Origin of the sequence: Lutimaribacter degradans (genome assembly GCF_023703375.1) — a bacterium.
GTDB classification, from domain to species: Bacteria; Pseudomonadota; Alphaproteobacteria; order Rhodobacterales; family Rhodobacteraceae; genus Lutimaribacter; species Lutimaribacter degradans.
Map to the genome: position 1 here is coordinate 112,993 of NZ_JAMQGO010000009.1, position 24,321 is coordinate 137,313.

Annotated in this window: 22 protein-coding genes; 7 read left to right on the forward strand and 15 right to left on the reverse strand. The window is 62.0% G+C overall.

Features of this window, described 5'->3' with window-relative positions; genetic code table 11:
- From M8744_RS13470 to M8744_RS13500, 7 genes are read right to left on the reverse strand one after another with little or no spacing between them, the layout of a single operon-like run.
- The gene (locus M8744_RS13470; RefSeq protein WP_251418627.1) at positions 1 to 774 is read right to left on the reverse strand and encodes a cyclase family protein; all 774 of its coding nucleotides are present in this window, start codon (positions 772 to 774) and stop codon (positions 1 to 3) included.
- Positions 771 to 2,009 (reverse strand): SDR family NAD(P)-dependent oxidoreductase, encoded by a 1,239-nt coding sequence (locus M8744_RS13475; RefSeq protein ID WP_251418629.1) that lies wholly within the window; start codon positions 2,007 to 2,009, stop codon positions 771 to 773. Before M8744_RS13475 ends, M8744_RS13470 begins: the two co-directional genes overlap by 4 nt.
- On the reverse strand, positions 2,006 to 3,169 hold the full coding sequence (locus tag M8744_RS13480) for a thiolase family protein (RefSeq protein ID WP_251418631.1): 1,164 nt from the start codon (positions 3,167 to 3,169) through the stop codon (positions 2,006 to 2,008). The genes M8744_RS13475 and M8744_RS13480 overlap by 4 nt, the downstream gene beginning before the upstream one ends.
- On the reverse strand, positions 3,166 to 4,782 hold the full coding sequence (locus M8744_RS13485; protein ID WP_251418633.1) for an AMP-binding protein: 1,617 nt from the start codon (positions 4,780 to 4,782) through the stop codon (positions 3,166 to 3,168). The genes M8744_RS13480 and M8744_RS13485 overlap by 4 nt, the downstream gene beginning before the upstream one ends.
- Positions 4,779 to 5,258, reverse strand: a complete 480-nt coding sequence (locus M8744_RS13490) for an aromatic-ring-hydroxylating dioxygenase subunit beta (RefSeq protein WP_251418635.1) — start codon at positions 5,256 to 5,258, stop codon at positions 4,779 to 4,781. The genes M8744_RS13485 and M8744_RS13490 overlap by 4 nt, the downstream gene beginning before the upstream one ends.
- Positions 5,255 to 6,595, reverse strand: coding sequence for an aromatic ring-hydroxylating dioxygenase subunit alpha (locus M8744_RS13495; protein WP_251418637.1), 1,341 nt, complete (start codon positions 6,593 to 6,595; stop codon positions 5,255 to 5,257). The genes M8744_RS13490 and M8744_RS13495 overlap by 4 nt, the downstream gene beginning before the upstream one ends.
- An 11-nt stretch (positions 6,596 to 6,606) precedes the next feature.
- The gene (locus tag M8744_RS13500; RefSeq protein WP_251418639.1) at positions 6,607 to 7,554 is read right to left on the reverse strand and encodes a PDR/VanB family oxidoreductase; all 948 of its coding nucleotides are present in this window, start codon (positions 7,552 to 7,554) and stop codon (positions 6,607 to 6,609) included.
- Positions 7,555 to 7,693: 139 nt separating this feature from the next.
- Here M8744_RS13500 and M8744_RS13505 point away from each other — a divergent pair, with 139 nt between their 5' ends.
- A complete protein-coding gene (locus tag M8744_RS13505; protein WP_251418641.1) occupies positions 7,694 to 8,179 on the forward strand; it encodes a MarR family winged helix-turn-helix transcriptional regulator in 486 nt (161 codons plus the stop codon).
- Between the two features lie 3 nt (positions 8,180 to 8,182).
- On the opposite strand, the gene M8744_RS13510 is transcribed toward M8744_RS13505, so the two are convergent.
- Positions 8,183 to 9,412, reverse strand: coding sequence for a cytochrome P450 (locus M8744_RS13510; protein WP_251418643.1), 1,230 nt, complete (start codon positions 9,410 to 9,412; stop codon positions 8,183 to 8,185).
- Between the two features lie 168 nt (positions 9,413 to 9,580).
- Between M8744_RS13510 and M8744_RS13515 the strand changes: the two genes are divergently transcribed.
- The 3 genes from M8744_RS13515 to M8744_RS13525 are packed head-to-tail and all read left to right on the forward strand — an operon-like array spanning position 9,581 to position 12,471.
- A complete protein-coding gene (locus tag M8744_RS13515) occupies positions 9,581 to 10,600 on the forward strand; it encodes a TRAP transporter substrate-binding protein (RefSeq protein WP_251418645.1) in 1,020 nt (339 codons plus the stop codon).
- Positions 10,601 to 10,655: 55 nt separating this feature from the next.
- Positions 10,656 to 11,165: a TRAP transporter small permease gene (locus tag M8744_RS13520; RefSeq protein ID WP_251418647.1), complete on the forward strand. Its 510-nt coding sequence runs from the start codon at positions 10,656 to 10,658 to the stop codon at positions 11,163 to 11,165.
- The gene (locus M8744_RS13525) at positions 11,158 to 12,471 is read left to right on the forward strand and encodes a TRAP transporter large permease (RefSeq protein WP_251418649.1); all 1,314 of its coding nucleotides are present in this window, start codon (positions 11,158 to 11,160) and stop codon (positions 12,469 to 12,471) included. The genes M8744_RS13520 and M8744_RS13525 overlap by 8 nt, the downstream gene beginning before the upstream one ends.
- A 141-nt stretch (positions 12,472 to 12,612) precedes the next feature.
- Here the strand turns inward: M8744_RS13525 and M8744_RS13530 are convergent, their stop codons facing one another.
- On the reverse strand, positions 12,613 to 14,292 hold the full coding sequence (locus tag M8744_RS13530) for a thiamine pyrophosphate-dependent enzyme (RefSeq protein ID WP_251418651.1): 1,680 nt from the start codon (positions 14,290 to 14,292) through the stop codon (positions 12,613 to 12,615).
- A 132-nt stretch (positions 14,293 to 14,424) separates the two neighbouring features.
- Between M8744_RS13530 and M8744_RS13535 the strand changes: the two genes are divergently transcribed.
- Together M8744_RS13535 and M8744_RS13540 are read left to right on the forward strand one after the other, a co-directional pair.
- The gene (locus M8744_RS13535) at positions 14,425 to 15,576 is read left to right on the forward strand and encodes a TAXI family TRAP transporter solute-binding subunit (RefSeq protein WP_251418654.1); all 1,152 of its coding nucleotides are present in this window, start codon (positions 14,425 to 14,427) and stop codon (positions 15,574 to 15,576) included.
- 84 nt (positions 15,577 to 15,660) lie between these two features.
- Positions 15,661 to 17,637, forward strand: coding sequence for a TRAP transporter permease (locus M8744_RS13540; protein ID WP_251418656.1), 1,977 nt, complete (start codon positions 15,661 to 15,663; stop codon positions 17,635 to 17,637).
- 69 nt (positions 17,638 to 17,706) lie between these two features.
- On the opposite strand, the gene M8744_RS13545 is transcribed toward M8744_RS13540, so the two are convergent.
- Positions 17,707 to 19,911, reverse strand: coding sequence for an NADP-dependent isocitrate dehydrogenase (locus M8744_RS13545; RefSeq protein WP_251418658.1), 2,205 nt, complete (start codon positions 19,909 to 19,911; stop codon positions 17,707 to 17,709).
- A 196-nt stretch (positions 19,912 to 20,107) separates the two neighbouring features.
- Here M8744_RS13545 and M8744_RS13550 point away from each other — a divergent pair, with 196 nt between their 5' ends.
- A complete protein-coding gene (locus M8744_RS13550; RefSeq protein WP_251418660.1) occupies positions 20,108 to 21,073 on the forward strand; it encodes a Gfo/Idh/MocA family protein in 966 nt (321 codons plus the stop codon).
- Positions 21,074 to 21,109: 36 nt separating this feature from the next.
- Here the strand turns inward: M8744_RS13550 and M8744_RS13555 are convergent, their stop codons facing one another.
- The 5 genes from M8744_RS13555 to M8744_RS13575 are packed head-to-tail and all read right to left on the reverse strand — an operon-like array spanning position 21,110 to position 23,888.
- The gene (locus M8744_RS13555) at positions 21,110 to 22,051 is read right to left on the reverse strand and encodes a TonB family protein (RefSeq protein ID WP_251418662.1); all 942 of its coding nucleotides are present in this window, start codon (positions 22,049 to 22,051) and stop codon (positions 21,110 to 21,112) included.
- Positions 22,048 to 22,434, reverse strand: coding sequence for an ExbD/TolR family protein (locus M8744_RS13560; protein ID WP_251418664.1), 387 nt, complete (start codon positions 22,432 to 22,434; stop codon positions 22,048 to 22,050). Before M8744_RS13560 ends, M8744_RS13555 begins: the two co-directional genes overlap by 4 nt.
- Positions 22,431 to 22,844, reverse strand: a complete 414-nt coding sequence (locus tag M8744_RS13565) for an ExbD/TolR family protein (protein ID WP_353049795.1) — start codon at positions 22,842 to 22,844, stop codon at positions 22,431 to 22,433. Before M8744_RS13565 ends, M8744_RS13560 begins: the two co-directional genes overlap by 4 nt.
- Positions 22,804 to 23,454 (reverse strand): MotA/TolQ/ExbB proton channel family protein, encoded by a 651-nt coding sequence (locus M8744_RS13570; protein ID WP_251418668.1) that lies wholly within the window; start codon positions 23,452 to 23,454, stop codon positions 22,804 to 22,806. Before M8744_RS13570 ends, M8744_RS13565 begins: the two co-directional genes overlap by 41 nt.
- On the reverse strand, positions 23,451 to 23,888 hold the full coding sequence (locus M8744_RS13575; protein WP_251418670.1) for a hypothetical protein: 438 nt from the start codon (positions 23,886 to 23,888) through the stop codon (positions 23,451 to 23,453). Before M8744_RS13575 ends, M8744_RS13570 begins: the two co-directional genes overlap by 4 nt.
- Between the last annotated feature and the right edge of the window lie 433 nt (positions 23,889 to 24,321).

The window sequence follows — 24,321 nt, forward strand, 5'->3', positions numbered from 1 at the left end:
TCACCCTTTCGGAACAAGCGCCAGAACGCGCAAGGGACTGCCGGTGCCGCCCCTGATCTTGAGTGGTGGGGCAATCAGCACCGCGCCGGTTGGCGGAAGCCGATCAAGGTTGCACAGGCATTGCAGCCCGTATTTTCCCGCGCCATGCAGCAGGAAATGCGCGGGATAAGGCGGGTCGTAATGCGCGCCCTGCCCCGCATCCGTGCCCACGCATTCGGTGCCAAAGCCGCGAATGTCGCGGCTCAGCAGCAGGCGAATCGCATCGGGAGTGGGGCCGGGGCTATGTGGGCCATCTTCGGCCATGTTCAGGTACTCTGCCCCCTTGCGCCGCGACCAATCGGTGCGCATCAGCACCCATGCCCCGGCCGGAATCTCGCCATGCGCGCGCTCCCATGCTTCGATGATGGCCGGCGTCAGTTCGAAATCGTCGTCCAGCGTGGCACCGGCTGAACAATCGATAACGCAAACCGGGCCGATCAGGTGTTCGGCCGGGATTTCGTCCACCGCACCGTTCGGCCAGTCGCGCCCCGACACCCAGTGAATTGGCGCGTCGAAATGCGTGCCGGTGTGTTCGTTCAGCGTAAGGTTATGCCACTTCCATGCCGGGCCGCGATGGTCATAGGCGCTGACCTCTTCCATGCGGAACCGGGCGCATTGGCCGAATTCGGGGGGCAAGACCATGACCGGGAAATCTGGGTCGAGCGCGTGAGTCAGATCGACCACTTCCAGCTCGTCGCCCGCAAGGGCCATGCTAAGTTGCTCAAGAATACTCATGCGCCACCCCCGGTTATTTCGCGTTCCAGCAATGCGGGGTTCTGTTGCCACCGTTCGGCAAGGTCGCGCGCCACGTCGCCGCAAAAAACCTCTTCGTGCCCAAGCTGCAGCCCCTCGACAATGGCGCGCGCCAGCGCCTTGGGCGCGACCTTGGGCGGCGGCAAGGGTTGGTGCCATTCATCATCGGTTGGGCCCGTGTAAACGGCCATGACACGCAGGCCCGCGCCCGCGAATTCAGCCCGCAGGGTCTGCACCACAGACCGTGCCGCCGCCTGCGACGCGTTGAACGCGCCAAAAGCCGGATCTGGCGACAGGGCATGTGCAGACAGGATGGTAATCAGCGCAGCCGAAGCGTTTACACCATCCGCCGTGCGCCCGGCCATAGCAGGACCAAAGGCCTGCGCCAGGCGCATCAGGCCAAGGGCGTTTACCTCCATCTCGTCACGTGCGGCGGTGGTGTCATGGCCCATCACGCCGCCGGGGCGGATATGGCGGGCAGTGTTGATCAGGATGTCGACCTTGCCGCCGATTTCGCTGGCGGCATCCTTGAGGCCTTGCTGGTCGGTCACGTCAAGCGGAACAAGGCTGACATTCTCCAGCCCTTCGACTGCTGCCATTCCAGGCGGTCGGCGCCACATCTCGGGGATACCGGCAAACACATGGTCGGCGCCGGCTGCCATCAGCGCGTCGATCAACGGGCGCGCCACTGGCTGCGTGGCGTCGGAAATCAGGATGCGGCGGTGCTTGGGGTGCGTGCCCATCGCGCGCAGCACGGGGTCGTCTTCCATGTCCTCGCTCCTTTCAACGGGGCGCGCCACCATCACGCCCTGACCGGCGCGGTCCAGACGCAATTCCATCTTAACGCGGTCCCCTCGTCCCACGCCGACCAGATGGGCCAGCACGACCGGCCCGGCCTCCAACCGCACGCTGCCCATGCGCCATGGCAGGCGTTCGCGGAAATATGGGTCGGGCGAGGCCTGAATACGCGTTTCGGCCAAGAGCTTACCGTACGGCTCCGTACCTTTCCACGAAAGCGCGGACGACAGACACGCGGCACAGGCTTCGCGTGGGGGATACTGCACCGCGCCGCATTCGTCGCAATGCTGCAACGCGAATTTCCCTTGGGCCGCCATGACAGCCATGCCCAGCGCCGCGCGCGACCGCGCACCGGGCGGCAGTGTAGGCACCCGCGTTCGTATTTGCGGGTTTTTCTTTTTCGGGCGGTCCAACGTCATTCAACGCCCTCCAGAATACCAACGGCAGAGCAAACGCCGCGATCATAATTGACCATGCCAAAGCCGGACACCATGGCCAGGCGGGCATCGGCGACCTGCGTCGGGCCAGCCTGCCCGGTGACCTGCCGGATCGCCTCGACGAACCCGAGGTACCCCCCCGCGGCCCCGGCCTGGCCCGCCGAAAGTTGCCCACCGCTGGTGTTGTGCGGGAAATCGCCGTCAATCGTCAGGTCATGGTCGCGCACAAAGGCCGCTGCATCGCCCTTGTCACAGAAACCCAGATCCTCGATCTGCATCATCGAGATCACAGGATAGTCATCGTAGGTTTGCAGCAGGTCTATATCGGCCGGACCGCATCCGGCCTGATAGTACAGCGCGTCGATATCCCGCGCCCAGCCACCGCGCAACTGCACGGGGTCATCGGGAAAGGCGTTATGCGCCTCGATACTACCACGAAGGCGGGCAAAGGGCAGGTTGCGGCGAATGGCCTCATCCTCGCGCATGACAAGGAACGCCTCGGAGCCGGCGCAGGACATGACACAGTCGAACAGGCCCACCGGGTCGGAAATCATGCGAGCGTTCAGATACGCCTCAAGCGTCAGCGGTTTTTTCATCAATGCCTGCGGGTTGCGCAGGGCATTGGCGCGTTGGGCCACGGCAATGCGACCGAAATCATCGCGCGTGGCGCCGTACTCGGCCATGTAGGCGTCCATTATCAAAGCGAATGTCGCGTTGGGCCCGCCGAACCCGTAAGGGTAAGACGCGTCCAGAGAGAACCGAGAGAAGGCACTGAGAAGGTTACGAAAACTGTCGATCCGGTTGGCATCACCCGCGACGCAGGCCACGATATCGACATCGCCCGCCTGCACCGCGCGCGCAGCCCTGCGCGCGGCCACCACGCCGCTGGCACCGCCCATCGGGATCGTGTCGAGATAGCGCAGCGACAGGCCCAGGTGCTGGGTCAGGCCGACCGGCGTATCTGGAAACAACGTGAAAGAACTTACCGATAGCCCGTCGATGTCGCGCGGAGAAAGGTCGGCGGCCTGCAACGCCCCGCGCAGGGCCCGCGCGATCCACCAATGCGCGGTTTCATTGGAATAGCGCACATAGGGCACCGTTATCGGGCATGTCAGAACCACTCCGTCGTAAGGGGTGCTCATGCCGCGTTCCGCTTTTTCAGGTGTCGCAGGTCATGCGTGCCGGGCTTGCCCAGCAGCTCGGCGGCCATTGTTTTCAACTGTCCTCGTTGAATTTTCTGCGTTGCGGTCAACGGCAGCTCTTCGACGAAGGCTATATAACCGGGTGCCTTGTAATAGGCGAGTTGCGTCAGGCACCAGCGCGTTATCTCGTCGGCCAGCGCGGCGGTGGGGGCGTCCACCACAAGGCAGGCGAACACCTCGTCCCCTCGCACCGGATCGGGCACTGCGGCCACGGCAGCGTGACGAATGGCCGGGTGGCGCATCAGCACCGACTCCACCTCGACCGCGGCGATATTTTCACCCGATCGGCGGATCACGTTCTTCTTGCGATCGACAAAGAACATCGCGCCATCGGTGTCTTGACGCACGATATCGCCGGTATGAAACCAACCGCCTGCCCAAGCCTCGGCGGTGGCCTCTGGGTTCTTGTAGTATTCCGCGAAAAATCCCCGTTTCGGGTCATTGCCCGCGTGACGCACCAGCAACTCGCCCGGTGCGCCGGCCGTGTCCTGCCCCGCGTCATCGACAATTCGGACTTCCAATTCCGGCCCCGGTTTGCCCAGACAGCTTTCACCTACCCGGCGCGGCAGATCGTTGGCGCAGATCACCGCGCCCGCGCCGGTTTCCGTCATTGCCCATGCTTCCACCAGTGGAAAACCGAACCGTTCCTCGAACGATACGTGCAATTTCGGGTCGACCCCTGCGCCAAAACCGAACTTTACCGTATGGTTCTTGTCCTGAGCGCTTTCCGGCAACCCCATCAGCATGGATGGCATGACGCCAAGATAGTGCAGGCAGGTGGCTCCGCTATCGCGCACCGACTGCCACCATGTGCGCGGATGGAACCTGTCGAGCACGGTGAGGCACCCACCCACGGCAATCATCGACATCAATGAATAGGCCATCGCGTTCATATGGAATATCGGCAGCGGCGTTATCATCCGTTCACCATCCGCCGACAGCGCGCACAACCCGCCGGCCTCGGCATACCAGCGCCCTGCCATCAGGAAGTATTCATTCGGCAGCACGCAGCCCTTTGGCTGTCCGGTGGTGCCGCTGGTATATAGCATCGCGGCCTCGGCCTTGAGCCCATTGCCCTGCGCCAGATGCGCGCCGTCGCGCGGGGCGGGCGGGACATCATCGAGCGTGACGACAGGCATGTTGACGCCCGCGGCCTGGGCCGCATCGGACAGTTCGTCGACGCGGTTCGGTGTCGACACGGCCAGGGCGGGTTCTGCATGGCCGATCATATAGTTCAATTCGGTCGACCGCAGATCGGGGTTCACGGGCACGATCGAAGCACCGATCTTGTTAAGCGCCAGGAACCAAATGAAAAATGCAGGCCGGTTTTCCAATAGCACCATCACCCGGTGCCCGGCACCGTACCCCGCAGCCAGAAGACTGGCAGCGATGGTATCGACACGCTTCGCCACCATGCGATACTGTATGTTTTCTGCCGTTATCCCGTAAACTTCCGCCGTTTCCGGCAGAACCATCAGCAAATCACGATCCGGCCACCGCGATGCGCTGGCAGCAAAAGCGGCGTGCACGCTCGGACATTCTGCCGCGATCATGGCAGCAACTGGATATTGCCAAAGGCTGCATCGCAATTCAGCAAATCCACCCGCTTGTTCGCGATGCGCAGCCTGCCATCGACCAGCTTCAGCTCATGCGTCGCGGTCAGCGCCAAAAGAAATTGTTCGTCCTGGCGGGTTTCCACGTAATGCATGTTGGTATTGGTGACATAGCGGCCCGCCTCGTCGTTCATCTCGTCGACGAACGGGCGCTGGATCACGTGGTGGCACCGGCTTTTGGGTTTCTGGGAAAAGGTACGTGCACCGTTCAGGCGCTCGACACGAAGTTTAAGCATGAACATGTCTTCGAACAAAAACGACGTGACGTGCAGCGGATCGGTTTGCTTCCAATCCAGCGGCATCCAGTAATGTCCGTCGGGCAGCCAAAGCTCCAGCCACTCGTCATAGCGGCCTTCGTCCAGCATCCGCGCCTCGGCATAGACGAAGTCAACCAGGTCATCGCGTTTGATGCTCATTCTGCCGCCTCCTTTTCATTCATGCTGACGGTCATGAACTTGACCCAGGCGTGAAACTGGTTGCGCATCTGGCGCTCGGTGGTGCCATTCTCGACGCGCTCTTCGTCGAAATCCTCGTCTTCTTCGTACAGCCGTTGAACGTTGACCCATTCAAGGCCATCCGCATGCAGCCCCTCTTGCGCGCGCTCGTACATTTCCAGGTCATCATGGCCGACGATCGACGTGGGCGCGTTGATCATGCGGTTATACATGGCCGTGCGCGCGGTTAGTTCATCGGGCGCATCGACAAGCCGGTAGATATAGCTTTCAACCAGCGTCTTGTCGGCAGCCAGCGGAATGAACACGCGCAGCTGCTGGATCGGACCCTTGATCATGATATTTGGAAAATAGACCGTGTTGTGCCGGTTCTCATCAAGGATCGCCTTGGCCTTTTGCTTGCCATAGGCATCGCAAAGCGCCTCGAAATATCCCGGTATGGCCGAGTAATTCGAGTGGATCGAGTGATTCACGCCGGTATGCCCATGCCCGTTGGGCCAGGTGCGTATCCCCATGTTTTCAAAGAATTCATAGGGCGACATGAAGGGCGCGATTATTTCCATCGCCGGGGGCTTGGGATCATCCTCGGTATAGCCAAGCTCGTTCCAGATCTGCACTGCCGTGCCCGCGCTGCTTTCATGGGCCACCATCGGGTGACAGGTGTCGGTCTGGTTCTCGACCAACATTTTCCAGTTGCACCGATGCATGTAGCGTAGCGGCGGGCCCGCAACCTCAAGCCGGCCGGCCGGAGAACGATCAACCATGTTATCGAGCGAAGACAGCGCATTGCCGAAAAATTCCTCGAACGAAATGCCCTCCTCGGCCAACCGCGCGAAAACGAAGCCGCGATAATTTTTCACCGCCCCTACCGCTTTCATGCCTCGGCTTCCCTCGGACTGGTCCAGCCCGGTGCCCTCGTAACCCTTTTTCAACGGAATCGCCAAAAGGCAACCATCGGTCTTGAATGACCACGCATGATAGGGGCAGCGAAAGAACTTGCCAGTGTTTCCGGTCCGGTCGATCGCGATCTTGGTGCCCTTGTGGGGGCAGCGATTGTACAGAACCTTGATCTCGTTATCGGTATGGCGAACCATGATCACCGGCTGATCGCCAACTTGCGTGGTGAAATAATCCCCCTTGTTCGGGGTTTGGCTGTCATGCCCAACGAAAACCCAGGTGTTGGCAAACAGGTGCTTCATCTCCAGCCGGAACACCTCGTCGTCGATATAGACATCGCGGTGCACCTCGCGCCCGCGTACCAGCGCGGCAACGGCCTCGCGGTTGTCGGTATAGCGTCCCATCTCGTCCTCCCTTACAGGTCCAGAACCAGCCGGGCGGATTTCGCGCGGCTGACGCAGATTTGCATGAGCTTGCCCCCGGATTTCTCGGCATCCGACAGCACCACGTCACGGTGGTCGGGCTCGCCCGAAATCACCTCGGCCTGGCAGATTCCGCAATCGCCGCGCTGGCAATCATAGATCAGGTCGTGCCCGCCCTCTTCCAGCACCTCGATGATGGATTTTCCGGGCGGGATAGTGAAAACCTCGCCGGTCGATGCCAGCTCGACCTCGAAAGCCGCATCGTCATCTCGACCGGCGCTGCCATTGTCGAACAGCTCGACATGGACGCGATCGATGGGAATGCCGGCCGCCTCGGCGCGCGAGCGCGTGGCATCCATAAGGCCCTTTGGGCCGCAAATATAAAGATGCCGATCACCCAGGCTGTCGACCACGCGATCCAGGTCAAGCGCGCTGGCCTCATCATCACAATGGATGTGCACCGCATCGCCCATCAGGTCCAACAAATCGTCGCAATAGGCCATAGCGCCACGGCTGCGCCCGGTGTAATGCAGCGTCGCTTCGACACCCTGCGCCTTCAGCGCGGCCGCCATCGAGATCATCGGCGTGATCCCGATTCCCCCGGCCAACAGCACGGCGGGCTCACCCGGAATCACCGGAAAATCGCATTTCGGCGCAAACGCCTGCACCTCGCCGCCTTCGGCCAGCCCGTGCATGTGGCGCGAGCCGCCGGCGCCGCCATCTTCGCGCTGAACGGCGATCGTGTAATGTTTGGGCGCGTCCCGCGCATCATCCCAGGCGATCAACGAATAGGCCCGGTCACCATCCGCGACATCGACACGGATATGCGCGCCAGCCGTCCAGCCGGGCAGCGCCTGACCTTGTGGATCTGCCAGGGTGAACTCGGTGATCCGGTCGGTCAAAGCACGTTTTTTCACAACGCGCAGCGGTCGTTTCGTCATTGTAGCGTCTCCCTTGGCAATAAGTATGAAAATTCATATAATTGCGGTCAAGAGTTTTCTTCAGGGACGCACCAAGGTCTTTTTCGTTGACTTTTCGGGACTTTCCCGGCTTTTCCAAGGGCCGCAACAGGGGACGCCGATGCAAGCAGACCACGATATACCCGACGATCAACAGCGCGACGGAACCGAGGGATTCGTATCATCCTACCTGCTGTACCTGCTGGCAGCCGCATCCGAGGCCGCCAGCGCGCAGTTCCACGCCCATGTTCGAAAGGCTGGATTGCGCGTGCCAGAGTGGCGGGTTCTGGCCTGGCTGCATGATCGCGATGGCGAGATGATCACGCGGCTGGCGCTCATTTCGCTGATCGAACAATCGCGCCTGACCAAGATCATCATTCAGATGGAGGAGCGCGGCCTTGTCACCCGGCAAGGCGACAAGGCAGACCGGCGCCGAGTGCGCGTGTGGCTGACAAAGTCCGGGCGCGACCTTTCGCAACAATTGGTGGCCGATGCGCGCCAGCACGAGACAGGGTTGCTGAGCAAGTTGGAAGGCGGCGATGCCGCGCGGCTGAAACAGGCACTGATCACGCTGCTGGATGTGTTGGAGAACGATAGCACAGCCTGACAGTCAGCCCATCACCGCGGGCAGTTTCGCATAGCCACGGAACCGCATCCGCCCGCCCAGCTCGCGCCCGTCGGTCAAGCGATACCCCGGAAACCGGTCAAGAAGACGGCCGATGGCGATCCGCCCTTCCAGCCGCGCCAGCGTTAGGCCAACGCAGACATGCGGCCCGCCCGCAAAGGCAAGGTGACGGTTGGGCTTGCGCGAGATGTCGAAATGGCCCGGTTCATCGAACATCGCAGGGTCACGGTTGGCCGCCCCGATCACGAGGTGCAAATTTGTACCCTTGGGCGCGGGCACCCCGTCGATCTCGATATCCTGCGTGGTTTCTCGGTTCCCCAGTTGGTTGGGAGAGGCATAGCGCAGGAATTCTTCGATCGCAGGATTGATCAGGTCGGGTTGTTCCAGCAGCCGTGCCCTTTGATCGGGATGGTCATTCAGCAATGCCAGCCCGTTGCCGATAAGGTTGGTCGTGGTTTCGTGCCCCGCGTTCAGGATGAAAATGCAGTTTTGCAAAAGTTCGATCTCGCTCAACTGTCCATCGGCGCCTTCACCGCGGATCAGGCGGGTCAAAACGTCGGTTTCCGGGTCGCCCGGGTTGGCGCGACGGCGGGCAACCAGATCTACCAGATATGCCTTGAACTCGGTCACACTGTCATGGCCGCGCTTCAACTGGTCGTCGGTCAGCGTCGGCTCCAGCGCGCCCAGGATGGCCAGAGACCAATCGCGCAGCGGTCCGCGTTCTTCCATCGGTACGTCCAGCAAGTTGCCGATGATCTGGATAGGGATGGAGCTGGCGAAATCCTCGATCAAGTCCACATTTGCCTTGCCCGCCATCCGGTCCAGCAGATGATCGACCGTGTTCACCAGCCCCGGCTCCATCCGCGCGATGGCCCTCGGCGTCAGCGCCGAGGTCATGATCTTGCGCACACGCGTGTGCAACGGCGGGTCGCTGAACACCAGGGACGTGGTGTGATGCTCATAAAGCGGGCTGCCCGCACCGAATTTTGGTGCAAAAGCCACCTTTTTATCCGAAGAATAGAGCGTCGTGTCCTTGTAGATCCTCTCAAGGTCGGCATGCCGGCTGACCAGGATGGAACCGTCAGGCTGGGGCAGAACCGGCGCGTGCGTCAAAAGTGCATCGTACCAAGGGAACGGGTCATCGACAAATCCCGCCGGCGGCGCGGCCAGATCGAAGGACCGGGCTTGCTTGGCGGTGATCTCCTGTGCTGGCATGTCGTCTACTCTCCTCTGGTTACGCAGCGCATCATTTTCTTGACACAAAAACCGACCGTATGGTCAGCTTTGCAGAATACAGGTTCACAAGCCAGTGATTCTGTGGATATATGAAATTGCATATAATCGCCGAACACAAGGTAACGGCGAAAAACGGGAGGAACTAACATGAAGTTCACACGGATCATGGCCAGCGCCGCAATTGCGATTGCGGCCGCCACTGCAGGCCACGCCAAGGAAAACCTGATCATCTCGAGCTGGCTGCCGCCAAGCCATCCGATCAATGTCGATATGCTGGAAGGGCTGGTCGACATGATGGAAGAGGCCACCGGCGGCGAGGTCACCGGCGAAGTCAAGATGGGCCTGGCCCCGCCGCCCGCCCAGATGGACCTGGTGATGGACGGCGCGGCAGACATGACTGTCATCTTTCACGGCTACCAGCCCGGCCGCTTTGTAGGCACCAAGCTGATCGAACTGCCGGGATACGAAGGCAATGCCGAGGCTGCATCTGTCGCCTATTGGCGTGTGCACGAGGCGCATCTTTCAGAGTTGGACGAACATCGCGGTGTCAAGCTGATCGGTCTTTCCACCCACGGTCCGGGCCAAATCCACTCCAACCAAGCGGTTCAGTCACTTGATGACCTGAACGGCCTGAAAACCCGCCTGGGTGGCGGCGTTTCCGCCGATGTCGGCGCCGAGCTTGGCCTGGTGGGCATCCAGGTACCCGCGCCCAAGGTATATGAAACGCTCGACAGTGGCGCGGCCGATGCCGTGGCCATGAACATGGGTGAGCGGATCAGCTTCAAGCTGAACGAGGTGGCAAAGAACGTCTACGAAATGCCCGGCGGTCTTTATCGTGGGTCGTTCGCCGTGCTGATGAGCCAGGAGCGTTTCGACAGCCTGCCCGAAGCCGCGCAAAAGGCGCTTGAAGAGAACGTATTCGGCGAACCGTTCAGCCGCATGATGGGCAAGGCGTGGGACGAGTCCGACGTTCGCGCCCGCAAGGCGACCGAGGAAGCCGGCGACAATACCATCGTGCAGGCATCGGAAGAGGATCAGGCGAAATTCGCGGAAATGGCCGCGAAGGTGCGCGAAAAGATCCTGGCCGAGATCGCCGAAGCCGGCATCGACGCGCAAGCCGCGTACGAGATGGTCACGGCCGAGATGGCGAAAGAATCGTCGATGTAAACCCCTGCGAAAGGGCCGCCCGGGCGGCCCTTTCCCGCAACTCCGGTCTGCCTGCATGACATTGCTGACACGCCTTGCCCAGCTGGCCGCGGTCCTTCCCATGTTCGTCGCGTCGATCTCGCTTTTCGCGTTGATGGTGCTGACGTTTTGCGATGTGATCCTGCGTTCGGCTTTCAACGCGCCCATCGAGGCCGCGACCGAACTGACCCGTATCGCGATTGCCGTGGTCGTGTTTTCGGCCCTGCCGCTGCTATCGGCGCGCGGCCAACACATCTCGGTCGATCTGCTCGACCCGCTTTTCGCGCGCCTGCGCCTTGGACGTATCCTTGACGGCCTGGTGAACCTGGCCTGTGGGATAATGCTGTATTTTCCCGCAGAACGGGTCATCGACCTGGCCGAGCGCGCGCGCAGCTATGGCGACGAGACCGAGTATCTGAACATCCCCACATTCTATATCGGGTGGTTCATCGCGATCATGAGCTTTGCCACGGCACTGGTGTTCATCTTGCGTGGCGCCGTGATCCTATTTGCCCCTTCCAAGCTGGGATTGATCCGAAATGACTGAATCCCTTATCGGGTTTGCCGCCGTTCTTGTGCTGGTGTTGGTGCGCGTGCCCATCGCTTTTGCGATGGGGCTGGTCGGGCTTGTCGGCTACATGATCGAAACAAGCTGGCGCGGCGCGGTTTCCATGGCAGGACGGCTGATCATCGACACCAGCCAGGATTATGGCCTTTCGGTGGTCCCGCTCTTCATCCTCATGGGGCTATTCGTCAACAAGGGCGGCATCAGCCGCGAGCTTTACGCCGTGTCCAATGCCTTTTTGGGCCATATGCGCGGCGGGCTGGCCATGGCCACGATCTGCGCCTGCGGCGGGTTTGCCGCGATCTCGGGGTCATCGCTGGCAACGGCAGCGACGATGTCGAAGGTCGCGATGCCCGAAATGCGCAAATTCGGCTATTCCGATGGGCTGTCGACGGCGTCGATCGCTGCGGGGGGGACGCTGGGTATCCTGATCCCGCCAAGTGTGATCCTGGTGATCTATGGCATCCTGACGGAAACCTCTATCGGACAGTTGTTCATCGCCGGGATCATTCCCGGCGCGTTGGGCATCCTGTTCTACCTGATCGCCGTGCGAATTACCGTCGCACGCGACCCCAAGGCCGGGCCCGCCGGATTGCGCACCGACTGGGCAGGGCGCTGGAAAGCCATAAAGGGCGTCTGGGCGGTCTTGCTACTGTTCGGCCTTGTTATCGGGGGGCTCTACGGTATCCTGGATTTCTGGCCTATCCACCTGACATTCTCGCCGACCGAGGCTGCCGGCATGGGCGCCATGGGCGCGTTCCTGATCGCGCTGGCCCGCCGCAGCCTGTCCTTTGCCGATTTCCGCGAAGTGCTGTCGGAAACAACCATGACCACCGCGTCGCTTTTCGCGGTGCTGATCGGGGCTTGGATCTTTTCGAACTTCGTCAACATCGCCGGCCTGCCCGAGGCACTGCGCACCATGGTCGAGAACCTCGGGCTGTCACCCTGGATGGTGATGGCGGTGATCCTTCTGATCTACATCATCCTGGGCTGTGTATTCGAAAGCCTTTCGATGCTGCTGCTGACCGTCCCGATATTCTTCCCACTGGTGACAGGGCTTGGCTTTGATCCGGTGTGGTTCGGCATCATCGTCGTGGTCGTCACCGAGATCAGCCTGATCACACCCCCGGTCGGCCTGAACGTGTTTGTCTTGAAGGGCGTGGTTGGCGACGTTTCGACCGGCACGATTTTCAAGGGCGTGACACCTTTCTGGCTGATGGACATCCTCCGGCTGGCGCTGCTTTTGGCGATACCGTCACTGGTGCTGTACCTGCCTTCGTTGATGTGATGCGCCTCAAGCCAGCCCGCGTGCCGGCCACGTCGCAACAGTAGGCCGGGCCGGAAAAAAAGGGGCATCCGGTTTCCACCGTGATGCCCCTGAAAATTTACGGCGCAGGCTTTGCCGCGAAACCGGACCCGCTTGAGACCTTCAGCTTTTGGCCATGCGCGCGTGCAACCCCGAGATCGTGACATAGGCCGAAATTGCCTCGGCGCTGGAGCGCACGGAAAGCAGCGCGGGCCCGTCATGGGCAAGGAAATCGGCGACGATACCGGCAATGTCATCACCCGCCCCGATCCTGAAACCGCGCAACCCGAACGCCTCGGCCCAAGCCGTGAAATCCGGGTTCACCAGGTCGGTGCCCGACACGCGATTAGGGTGGTCGCGCTCCTGGTGCAGGCGGATCGTACCATAGGTGCCATTGTCCGAAACCACGATCTTGGGCTTGGCACCCTTGGCCATTGCCGTGGCCAGCTCGTTCCCGGTCATCAAGAGACCGCCATCCCCGGCAAAGCCCAGAACCGTCTTGTCGGGATGGCGCAACGCGGCCGCAACCGCCCCCGGCACGCCCAGCCCCATGGCCCCGCCCGCGGCACCAATCGCCTGCTGCGTGCCATCCCAGGGCCAAGTCAGGTGGACCCAGCCCGAGAAATTGCCGGAATCCGTGACAACGATGCTGTCGCGCGGTGCCTGCCTTGCCAGTTCGGCCGCAACCGCCCCGAAATTCAGCCCGTCATGCTGGTCGGTGGCGTCGAAGGCGGCAATCTTGCGGGCCATCGCGTTCACCTCTGCGGCCCAATCGGCACGCGCGGGTGGCGCGTCAGAAGGTAGCGCGGTAAGCGCATCACAGAACAGCGCCGGGTCGGCCGCCACCGGAAGATCGGTTTCGAACACCTGCCCCAGAACATCCGCGTCGGGCCAGACGTGAACAAAGGGCTGGTCGGGCCTTGGCGCCTTGGGCAACCGGTACCCCTGGCTGGGCGTGTCGCCCATGCGGGTGCCGATGGCGAGGATAAGATCGGCTTTTTGCAGGGTCTTGACCAAGGGCGCCGGGATCTTGAACCCAAGGTGCCCCGCATAGAGCGGCGACCCGTTGTCGAAAATCTCTTGATGCTTGAAGGTCAACGCCACCGGAATGCCATGCGCTTTTGCCAGGGCGGCCAGCGCGCGGCGCCCCGCCTGACTGTCCAGCCGGCTCCCCGCGATGACAAGCGGGCGCTCGGCGCCCTTTAGCAATTCGGCCGCGCGGGTTACATCCTGCGGCGCGGGCGCGGCGCGCGGCACCCGCACCGGGGCAGGTAGCGCGGCGTCGTCCACGGTGTCGGAAAGCATGTCTTCGGGCAGGGCGATGACCACCGGACCTGGCGTGCCGGAAAGCGCCAACGCCCAGGCGCGCGCAACGGTTTCGGCCAGTTTCGTGCCCTCCGTCACCTCCCATACGCCCTTGGCAATCCCGCCGAACATTTGCGTATAATCGACTTCTTGAAACGCGCCCCGCCCGCGCTCAAAACGGGCGACCTGCCCGATCAGGCAAACCAACGGTACGGCGTCCTGATCCGCCAGATGCAGCCCGATCGACGCATTTGTCGCCCCCGGCCCCCTGCTGACCGCCAATAGGCCCGGGCGGCCCGTCAACTTGGCGTCAGCCACGGCCATCATCGCTGCCCCGCCTTCGTGGCGGCACACAACCGTTTCGATCGCCGACTGGTCATGGAGCGCGTCAAGGAAAGACAAGTATGATTCGCCAGGCACACAGAACATCCTGTCTGCCCCAAGCGCGGCCAAAACCTTTGCCATATGGTCTGCTGCGCGTGTCGTTGCCTGTTCCATTCTTGCCTCCCTTGACTTTTGCGCCATGTGACGGACTATCGCATAGCGAAAACAAATTCCGCAGACAAACTGCGGGGCAATTCAAACGGGGTCAAGCACTCCGCGAGAATGACCAACCAAGGGGAGGAGACTATGAACAGTCTTTTGAAAGTGCTGGCAGTTGCTGGCGCGACAACAATCGTCGCGGGCACCGCGACAGCGCAATCGACAACGGCTGAACTGCCCAGGCAGATGTCATGGACAGCATATGACACGGGCTCGGCCGGGTATAACCAGGCGGTCGCCATCGGTGCCGCGCTGCAAGATGCGACGGGCGTGAACCTGCGCGTCCTGCCGGGCAAAAACGACGTGAGCCGCACAGAACCGCTACGCCAGGGGCGCGTACAGTTTTCGGCCACAGGCGTTGGCGGCAGTTTCATGGCCCAGGAAGGCGCGTTCCAGTTCGGCGCCGAAAACTGGGGACCGCAGCCCATTCGGGTTTTGATGGCCAACAACGGCGGCGCGATCAACCTGGCCGTCGGCGTAGCCGATGACCTGGGGATCGAAGAGTTTTCAGATCTCAAGGGCAAGCGCGTTGCATGGGTCGTGGGCGCGCCGGCACTGAACGTCAACACCGAGGCATATCTGGCCTATGGCGGCCTGACTTGGGACGACGTTGAACGTGTCGATTTCGGCGGCTTCGGCGCTTCGTGGAAGGGCCTGATCGAAGGCCAAGTGGACGCGGCATTCGCTTCGACCAACTCGGGCTTTGCCTACGAGGCCGAGACCGGCCCGCGCGGCCTGTTCTGGCCGCCCATCGACCCTGACAACACCGAAGGTCTTGAGCGGATGCAATCCATCGCGCCCTTCTTTAACCCCAACAAGGCCGTTGTCGGCGCCACGATCGACGGCACCGATGGCTACCAGGGGGCCGGCTATGCCTATCCGGTCCTGGTCGGCACCGACGAGACAGAAGCCGATCTGGCCTATAACATGACCAAGGCCATGGTCGAACTCTACGATGCCTATGCCGGCAAGGCGCCCGGCATCAACGGCTGGGCCCTGGACAAGCAAGACATGACCTGGGTCGTTCCCTACCACGAAGGCGCCATTCGCTATTACACCGAGGCGGGCCTGTGGAACGACGAAGCACAAGCGCATAACGACAACCTGATCGCGCGCCAGGCCGCCCTTCAAGCCGCTTGGGAAGAGCTGAAAGCCGAAGGCCCGGACAACTGGGAGGAAGCATGGGCCGAAAAGCGCCGTGCCGCGCTTGAAGCGGGCGGTTTCTCGGTGGTCTTCTAAAACACCTGCAAAAGATGGCGGCCTCGCGACAGGGTGCGCGGGGCCGTTTTGATATTCCGACTCGGACCGTTTGGGGAGGCAGGCATGGGCGCAAATCAATCCGCGCTGGAACGGGAAACGGATGCCCCGGGCAATCCGGGCATGGGTCACGCGGCGCGCGTGGCAGTGATCGTTGCAACGGTCTTCGGCATTTTGCTTGTCATTAACCAGTTGTTCAATCTGCAGGTGGGCGGCCTTGTTCTGATTGAGGGTCGATACCTTTATATTCTGGGCGGCTTGTTCATGGCCGTGTCGTTCCTGGTTTTCCGCATCAACGGCAGCAAGATGGGCCAGCCGATCTGGCTGGATTGGCTGCTTGCGGCGGCGTCGCTGGGCAGCACGGCCTATCTGGCGCAAACTGCCGAAATGAACCTTGCGCAAGGTTGGGAATATGCCGCACCCCAAACCGCGCAATACGTGGCCTATGTCTTTTTCGCGCTTGTGCTCGAGGCGACCCGCCGCGCGGGTGGGTTGATGTTGTTCACGATCGTATGCCTGTTTGCCTTCTACCCGACATTCGCGGGCCACGTTCCCGACCCGTTTTCGGGCTTTCAAAGCACGCTTAGTGAAGCCGTATCATATCACGTCTACTCGTCCGAAAGCTCTTTCGGGATACCGATGAAGGCGTTCGGCGGCGTGGTGATCGGATTCATCCTGTTCGGCGCGGTCTTGCAACGCACGGGCGGCGGCAAGTTCTTCAACGACCTGGCACTGGCGCTGGTGGGCGGGTATCGCGGCGGCGCGGCCAAGGTGTCGATCTTCGCCAGCGGGTTCATGGGCTCGATGTCGGGCTCGGTCATTTCCAATGTGCTGACCACCGGGGCGGTTTCGATTCCGGCGATGAAACGGTCCGGGTTCTCGGCCCGCACGGCCGCGGCGACCGAGGCCTGTGCCTCGACAGGTGGGGTTTTGATGCCCCCGATCATGGGGGCCACGGCATTCGTGATGGCCTCTTTCTTGTCGGTTCCATACGTGGAAATCGCCATCGCGGCGGCCATTCCATCGCTGCTGTTCTATTTCGCGCTGTTCGCCCAGATCGACGCCTATTCTGCCCGCAAGGGGCTTCGCGGGTTGCCACGCGCCGAGTTGCCGGTCATGCGGCAGATCCTGCGCGAGGGGTGGCTTTATATCGGTGTATTCGCCTTGCTAATCTTCATGCTGCTGGTCATGCGGCGCGAAACATCGGCACCGTTCTATGCCACGGCGCTGTTGCTGGTGGTCAACCAGATCCTGCCGGAAAGCCGTCTTTCGCTAAAGAGGCTTGGTGAAATGATCATGGGCGTGGGCCAGGGGCTGGCAGAATTGACGGCCATCCTGCTTGGCGTCGGGCTGATCGTGGGGTCGTTCAGCGCAACCGGCCTGGCCGGGACGCTTGTGAACGAGTTGATCTTCATCGCGGGTGACAACGTGTTCGTTCTGCTGCTGATGGGGGCAGTTACGGCCTTCATCTTTGGCATGGGCATGACGGTGACTGCCGCCTATATCTTTTTGGCGGTGGTGCTGGCGCCCGCGCTTGAGCAGGGCGGGCTCAACCAGATCGCCGTGCATCTGTTCATCCTGTATTGGGGCATGATCAGCTTTATCACCCCGCCAGTTGCATTGGGAGCCTTTGCCGCTGCTACCATGGCCGGTGAAAACGCGATCAAGACCGGGTTCGAGGCCATGCGCCTTGGCGGCGTCATCTATATCGCGCCATTCTTTTTCGTGCTGAACCCGGCGCTGGTGGCACAAGCCCCCTTGCCCGAGGTCTTGCTTGCCCTGGTTTCAGCGCTGTTCGGGGTTGGCATGATCTCGATGGCATTGCAGGGCCATGTCAGCCTTGTGGGACCGATCCGCAAAGGGCCGCTGGGCTATGGCCTGCGGGTTATGCTTTTCCTTGGCGGACTGTTCTTTGCCCTGCCCGAAACCGATGTATTCGGCATCGGCTTTTTCCAAACCGCGGCCATCGGCCTGGCGCTGTGCGCGCTGCCCCTGTTCATTGCCTTCAGTGATCGCAAGCGCGAGGGCTGGTCAGCCCCCTAAGGGGCCGTATATCAAAGAAAAACGCCGCCTCAACCTGGGCGGCGTTTCCATTTTTGGAGGCTAGTCGTATCAGCCGATGATCGCGTTCAGCGTTTTCGACGGACGCATGACAGCAGCCGTTTTCGCAGGGTCGGTGTGATAATAGCCGCCCAGATCGGCAGGCGCGCCCTGTGCCGTGGCCAGTTCGGCGACGATATCAGCCTCACCCTCTGCCAGCGCCTTGGCGATAGGCGCGAAATGCGCGGCCAGATCGGCATCATCACCTTGCGCGGCCAGCGCATCGGCCCAGTAGCGCGCGAACCAGTAATGGCTGTCGCGGTTATCGGGCTCGCCAACCTTGCGGCTGGGGCTGCGGTTGTTGTCCAGAACACCTTGCGTCGCCGCCTCGACCGCCTCGCCCAGAACCCGCGCCTTGGCGTTGTCCTTCTGGTCAGCGAGGAACTTGAAACTTTCGCCAAGCGCGCAAAATTCGCCAAGGCTGTCCCAACGCAGGTGGTTTTCCTCGACCAATTGCTGAACGTGCTTGGGGGCCGAACCACCGGCACCAGTTTCGAACAACCCGCCACCATTCATCAGCTTGACGATCGAAAGCATCTTGGCCGAAGTCGCCAACTCAAGGATCGGGAACAGGTCAGTCAGGTAGTCGCGCAGCACGTTGCCGGTGATCGCGATGGTGTTTTCACCCTTGGTGATGGTTTCCAGGCTGGCGCGTGTCGCCTCGCGCGGGGCCATGATCTCGAACTTGTCGGTCACGCCCTTGGCTTCGAGAATGGGCTTCACGTATTTGATAAGCTCCGCGTCATGCGCGCGGTTTTCATCCAACCAGAAAATCGCGCGATACCCGGTGGCTTTCTGCCGCTCGATCGCCAGGTTCACCCAATCCTCGATCGGCGCCTTGCGCGCGCTGGCCGAGCGCCAGATGTCACCTGCCGCGACCTTGTGCTCGTGCAACACGGTGGCGTCATCCAGGATCATCTTGACCGTGCCACCCTCGGGGATTTCGAACGTCGTTGGGTGGCTGCCGTATTCCTCGGCTTTTTGCGCCATCAGGCCAAGGTTCTGCACGGTGCCGGCGGTGGCCGGGTTCAGCTTGCCGTTCTCCTTGAAGAACTTGATCGCCTCGTCATAAACGGGCGCGTAAGAGCTGTCGGGAATGACACAGTTGGTGTCATGTTCCTTGTTATCGGGGCCCCAACCCTTGCCGCCGCCACGGATCAGCGCGGGCATCGACGCGTCGATGATCACATCGGACGGTACGTGCAGGTTGGTGATACCCCGATCACTGTCGACCATGTACATCGGCGGGCGCTGCGCGCGGCAGGCCTCGATATCAGCCATGATCTCGGGCTGGTCCTTGACGCGTTCCAGCAGGTCGCCCATGCCCGAGCTCGGGTCCACACCCAGTTCCTTCATCTTCTGGCCATGCTTCTGGAACACCGGCTTAAGCCATTCCTTGACCGCATGGCCAAAGATGATCGGGTCGGAAACCTTCATCATCGTGGCCTTCATGTGCAGCGAGAACAGCGTGCCCTCGGCCTTGGTCTTTTCGATCTCCTCGGCCAGGAAAGCATCAAGAGCGGTCGCGCTCATGTAAGTGGCATCAACCACAGTGCCTTCGGGGAAGGAAACACCTTCCTTCAACACGGTTTCGCCACCGGCGGTTTCCAGCACGATCTTCGCGGTTGCTGCCTTGGGCAGCGTGGCCGATTTCTCGTTCGAAAAGAAATCATCCGCCTGCATCGTGGCCACGCGTGTCTTGCTGTCGGCCGACCAGTCACCCATCCGATGCGGGTTGTTCTGGGCAAATTTCTTGACGGCGGCGGCGGCGCGGCGGTCGCTGTTGCCCTCGCGCAGGACGGGGTTCACAGCCGAGCCCTTGATGCCGTCATATTTGGCACGCACGGCCTTTTCTTCGTCGTTTGCGGGCACTTCGGGGTAGTCGGGCAGGGCATATCCCTGGCTCTGCAACTCCTTGACCGCAGCCACCAGCTGCGGCACCGAGGCCGATATGTTGGGCAGCTTGATCACGTTGGCATGGGGCTGCTTCACCAACTCGCCCAGCCAGGCCAGATCGTCGGGCTGGCGCTGATCTTCGGACAATGCCTCGGGGAAGGTGGCCAGGATACGACCCGCCAGGCTGATGTCGCGGGTATCGACGCTGACACCGGCAGCTGCGGCGAACTTCTGGATGATTGGCAACAGAGACGCCGACGCCAGTTCCGGCGCCTCGTCGACCTTGGTATAGATGATATCGGGTGTTTTCTGATCGGACATCGGACAATCCTTTCCTTTGCTGCCCTCGCCATAGTGCAATCCGCGCCCGGCGTCTACAGCATACAGTAGTATACAATTCGTTTTTGCCACGGTTTGCCGCAGCTTTCATCGCCGCGCGGCGGAGGTCGGCGATCCGGGCTTGCGCGCGTCATCTCTATTCGGCAACCCTGCATCCGGCAACATGGGGACGAAAGACATGGCAATACGAACGGCAATCATCGGCTTGGGCATCATGGGGCGGCGCCTTCTTGGCCAGATGCAGCAACATCCCGGCTACGAACTTACCGCCATGTGGGACCCGGACAAGGCTGCCTGTGCCGCCGCGCAAGACATGGCCCCAGACACCCCCATGGTCGCGTCGGCCGAGGCCGCAATAGACGCGGCCGACCTTGTCTATCTTGCCTGCCCGCCCGGCCCGCGCAAGACCTATGCCTTGGCGGCGGCCAGCGCGGGCAAGGCGGTTTTCCTTGAAAAACCGCTGGGCGTCGACGTGGCCGAAAGCGAAGACCTTGTTGCGCAACTGGCCCAGCATGGCACGCCCGCTGCAGTGAACTTTACCCAGGCGTCAGGCCCCGCGATGACCAACACGGTTGCAGCGGCGCAAAGCGGTGAAATGGGCCAGTTACTGGGGGCAGATATCGTGCTGAACTATGCCGCCTGGCCGCGCGCGTGGCAAAAGGCGGCCGACTGGCTGCGCTTTCGCGACGAGGGCGGCATGACACGCGAGGTGATCTCGCATTTCCTGTTTTTCTCGGAGCGCCTCCTGGGCCCGCTGCATGTTGTCAGCGCCGAGCCGTCATATCCCGATGATCCGGCGCTATGCGAGACGCATCTTTTGGCGCGGCTGGAAAACGAGAATGGCCTGCCTGTCAGCATCCTTGCCAGCGTCGGCGGCGCACAGCCCGATCGGCAGGAACTGACCATCAAGGGCAGTGCACAAAGCCGCCGCATCACCGATTTCTATGTCGAATGGATTTCGGATGGTGGCGACTTCGTGCTTGCCAACTCGCTGCCGGAAGATGCGCGCGCCAACAGTCTGAAACAGCAACTGGACGCGCTGGAAAAATGCATCGCATCTCAACCCAATGCCCTGGCCACCCCGGCCGAGGCGCTGCGCGTGCAAAAACTTGTCGAACGAATGTTGCGCGGCCCAGGCGCATGATCGCTTCAGGCGCCAAGAACTTGGCGCCGGGCCCCCTCACCGCCCCTTGATCTGGATCGAGAAACTGCGCTGCGCGCCCACCGGCGGGCTGGGGAATGGCCCGGCGCCACGCACCAGTCGCAGGGCTGCCTGATCCAGCGCGGACGAGCCCGAACTGCGCGCCAGCGAAACCGAGGCAAGGCGCCCGTTCGGGGCAATCGTGAACGCCACAACAGCCGAGCCCCGCGCATTGACCCGGGGCTTGCCGGCCCGAGACAATGCCCGCATGACCTGCCCGGGGTAATTGCTTGCCGCCGCGTTGCCGCTGGCCTGCTCTTGCCCGTCGCTGCCGCTTTGTGCTGCTTTTGCCTGCGCCTGCCCGCTTTCCGTCCCCGCGCGCGCGTTGCGCGATGCATTACCGCGCTGTGTTGGCCGTGGCTTGGCCTGGGGCCGTGGTTCCGGCGCCGTGCGGTGCGTACGCTCGAACGTGGCGCTGCGCGGCTTGGGCCGCAACGATCTTGCGACTGCCGCACTGTCCGGCTCGGTGCCTTGCAGCGCCTCGGGTTGACCTGCCTTGCGCACCGATGCATCGGCGTCCGCCGGGGCGGGCTTTATGGCCTCGGGTGAGGTTTGCGGGGCGCGGGGCGCGCGGTCGACAGGTTCAGTTGGAACAACGGCCCGCTGTGCAGGCGCGGCCGAGAGCACGTTTGGCGGCGAGGGATTGGCGGCGGTGCGCGCGGGCTGGGCAGTCAACCGTTGCGGTGCGCTTTCCGCACTCTGCTTGTCAGGGCGCGCCGCAGCGATTTTTTCGGGCGGCATAGGGGCCAGCGTACCAGCGGCCATGTCCTGGAACGCGCTACCCAAACGAACTTCGGATGCACCACCCCCGCCCTCGATCTCGACCGGCGCAGGCGCGACCCAGGCAAGCGCCAACACCCCGTGCGCGGCGAGCGCCAGTCCAAGCGCACCGAATTTGGCCACGGGGTTTGACCCGATCATTCAAGCCCCCTTTCGGTTACGATCAGAACCTTGCCTGCCCCCGCCTCGCGCAGGGCACGACCAAGTGCAACTAGGTTTCGTGCGGGCAGGTCACGGTCGGGCACGATGCGCACGCTGTCTCGGGCGTCTTCAGGCAGCGCCGCCAGGAAATCCGCGGCCGAGGCCACTGGCGCACCGGCGCGCGTCAGGCGCCCATCGGCATGCACGACCAGCGCGTCGGGTGGGGCCGTTCCGTTCAGGCCTTTCGTGCGCACCAATGCCAGGTCGCGCTCCAACGCGGGCGCCAGCGTGCCGGCCACTAGGAAGAAGATCAGCATAAGGAAAACGATGTTGATCAGGGCGATCGTGGGCTCGCGGTTCTTCCTGGCACGACGCGGTATCATGAGCCTTCCAATACCGTGACGCTCAGGTTCTTGAGCGGTCGCAAGGCAACCAGAATATCCGTCAGGCGTTGCGCCGTCACATCCGCTTGGGTTGCGATGAGCACGGCCAACGCAGCATCACCATCGCGATGGCCGGCAAGTGCCTCGGGCAACGCCCGCAACGAGGTTGGCGCGCCATTCAGGCGCAGGCTGTCTGCCCCAAGCGACAGGAACACCGGCCTGTCTGGCGCGGTCGCCCCCCCTGCCCCGGCCGAAGCCAGCTCGACCTCGGCAAAACGGGTGAAGGTCGAGGACAACATGAAAAAAAGCAGCAACAGAAAGATGACATCGATCAGTGATGTCATCGACAACCTGCGCCTGCGCCGCTGCCTACGCATGAATCGGCTGCGCCTGTGCCGCTTTGCCATCATGCCGTCGGCTGGGCGCGAGGATCGTGCGCAGCCCCTTTTGCGCCAGCAGGCGATCGGCATCCATGCGTGCCTCGAACCAGCTCAGGATAACCGATGTCGGCATGGCAACAGCCAAACCCACCGCGGTTGTAAGCAGCGCCACCCATATGCCCCCGGCAAGAACAGAAGGGTCCACCTGCGCCCCGGCTTCTTGCAGGGCCTGAAAGGCAGAAATCATCCCCAGGACCGTGCCGAACAGCCCCAGAAGCGGCGCCAACTGCGCAACCGAATCGAGCAGGCGAAACCCGCCTTCCAGGCGGGAAAACCGGGCCTCGGCCTCGGCCTCGAGCCGCGCGGCATCTTGCGGACCATCAAGCGCCATGGCGAAAACCGGCACAAGGTAGCTGCGCGAAGTTTCAAGATATTGCCGCGCGGCGGACCCGTCGCCCGCGTCCCAGGCCGCGATTGCATCCTGCAACGCCCTGTGCCGACCAACGCCCGCCGCCGCGAATTGCCACAGCTTGTAGATTGTGACCGTCAGCACCACAACCGAAAGTCCTACCAAAAGCAGAACGACGGGCCCGCCCAGTTCGGCAAGCTGCACAACCGCATCCCGGAGTGTCACGATCATCCGATTACCTCGACATCCGTGCGGCTGCGCAGCTCCAGGTCGCGGCTGCAGGCGCCTTCGGGCAAGCCGCTGCCAGCGCAGGTCTCGGCACCGTTGATCAGCAGCCGCCCCAATCCGGCGCAGGCCAGCCCCGGCACCACGAACTGCCGCACGCGCGGGCGGTTCGCGGGCAAGACCCCGAAATCGAAAAGCGTCAGCCGGTCAACGCGGCCTTCGGCATCGAACAGGACCGCCTCGTATACGGCTTGCGTGATATCCACGTCGTGCCCATTCTGAACGAAGAAACTGATACGGCACGCGTCATCGAGCGGTTCAAGCGCGTTCAGCTCGATAGAGACATGCGCGCCCTGTGCCTCTTCCTGGGCGAAGGCGGCGCCGGCGCCCAGGCAAATGGCCAGCGCCGCGACGATCGAGCGTTTCGTGAATCCGCGCATGGCATGAATCTCCTGAATCGGGTTTGTCCTTCGGGCAGGACAGATAAAGGATAACTTACGTCGCATCATCATTCGATTGCCATCTTTTCAAAACTTGGCAGAAACAGGTCAGTTCGATGCGGCGGCAAGCGCGTTCTGCCACTGCACATGCAAACCAAGGTCGAAACCGGCCACCTCACCTTCTCGGAATATTGAGTGGCGCGCTTTTCCGGCGCTTTTGCACGCAAATGCCACCTCCGTTGCAGCGCAAGCAAGTTCCGGCAAAAGCCGCTTGGTATCCAGCGAAACGCGTTCTAGATCGGGGCGGGCATGCCCGGGCAGGGGTTGAACAACCTAGGGTCAGGACCCATTGATTTCTGCGAGGCGGCGTGATTCACGGTTCGAAAAACGAGCGGTGAACATGTCTGATCTCTTCTGGTTGACCGACGCCCAG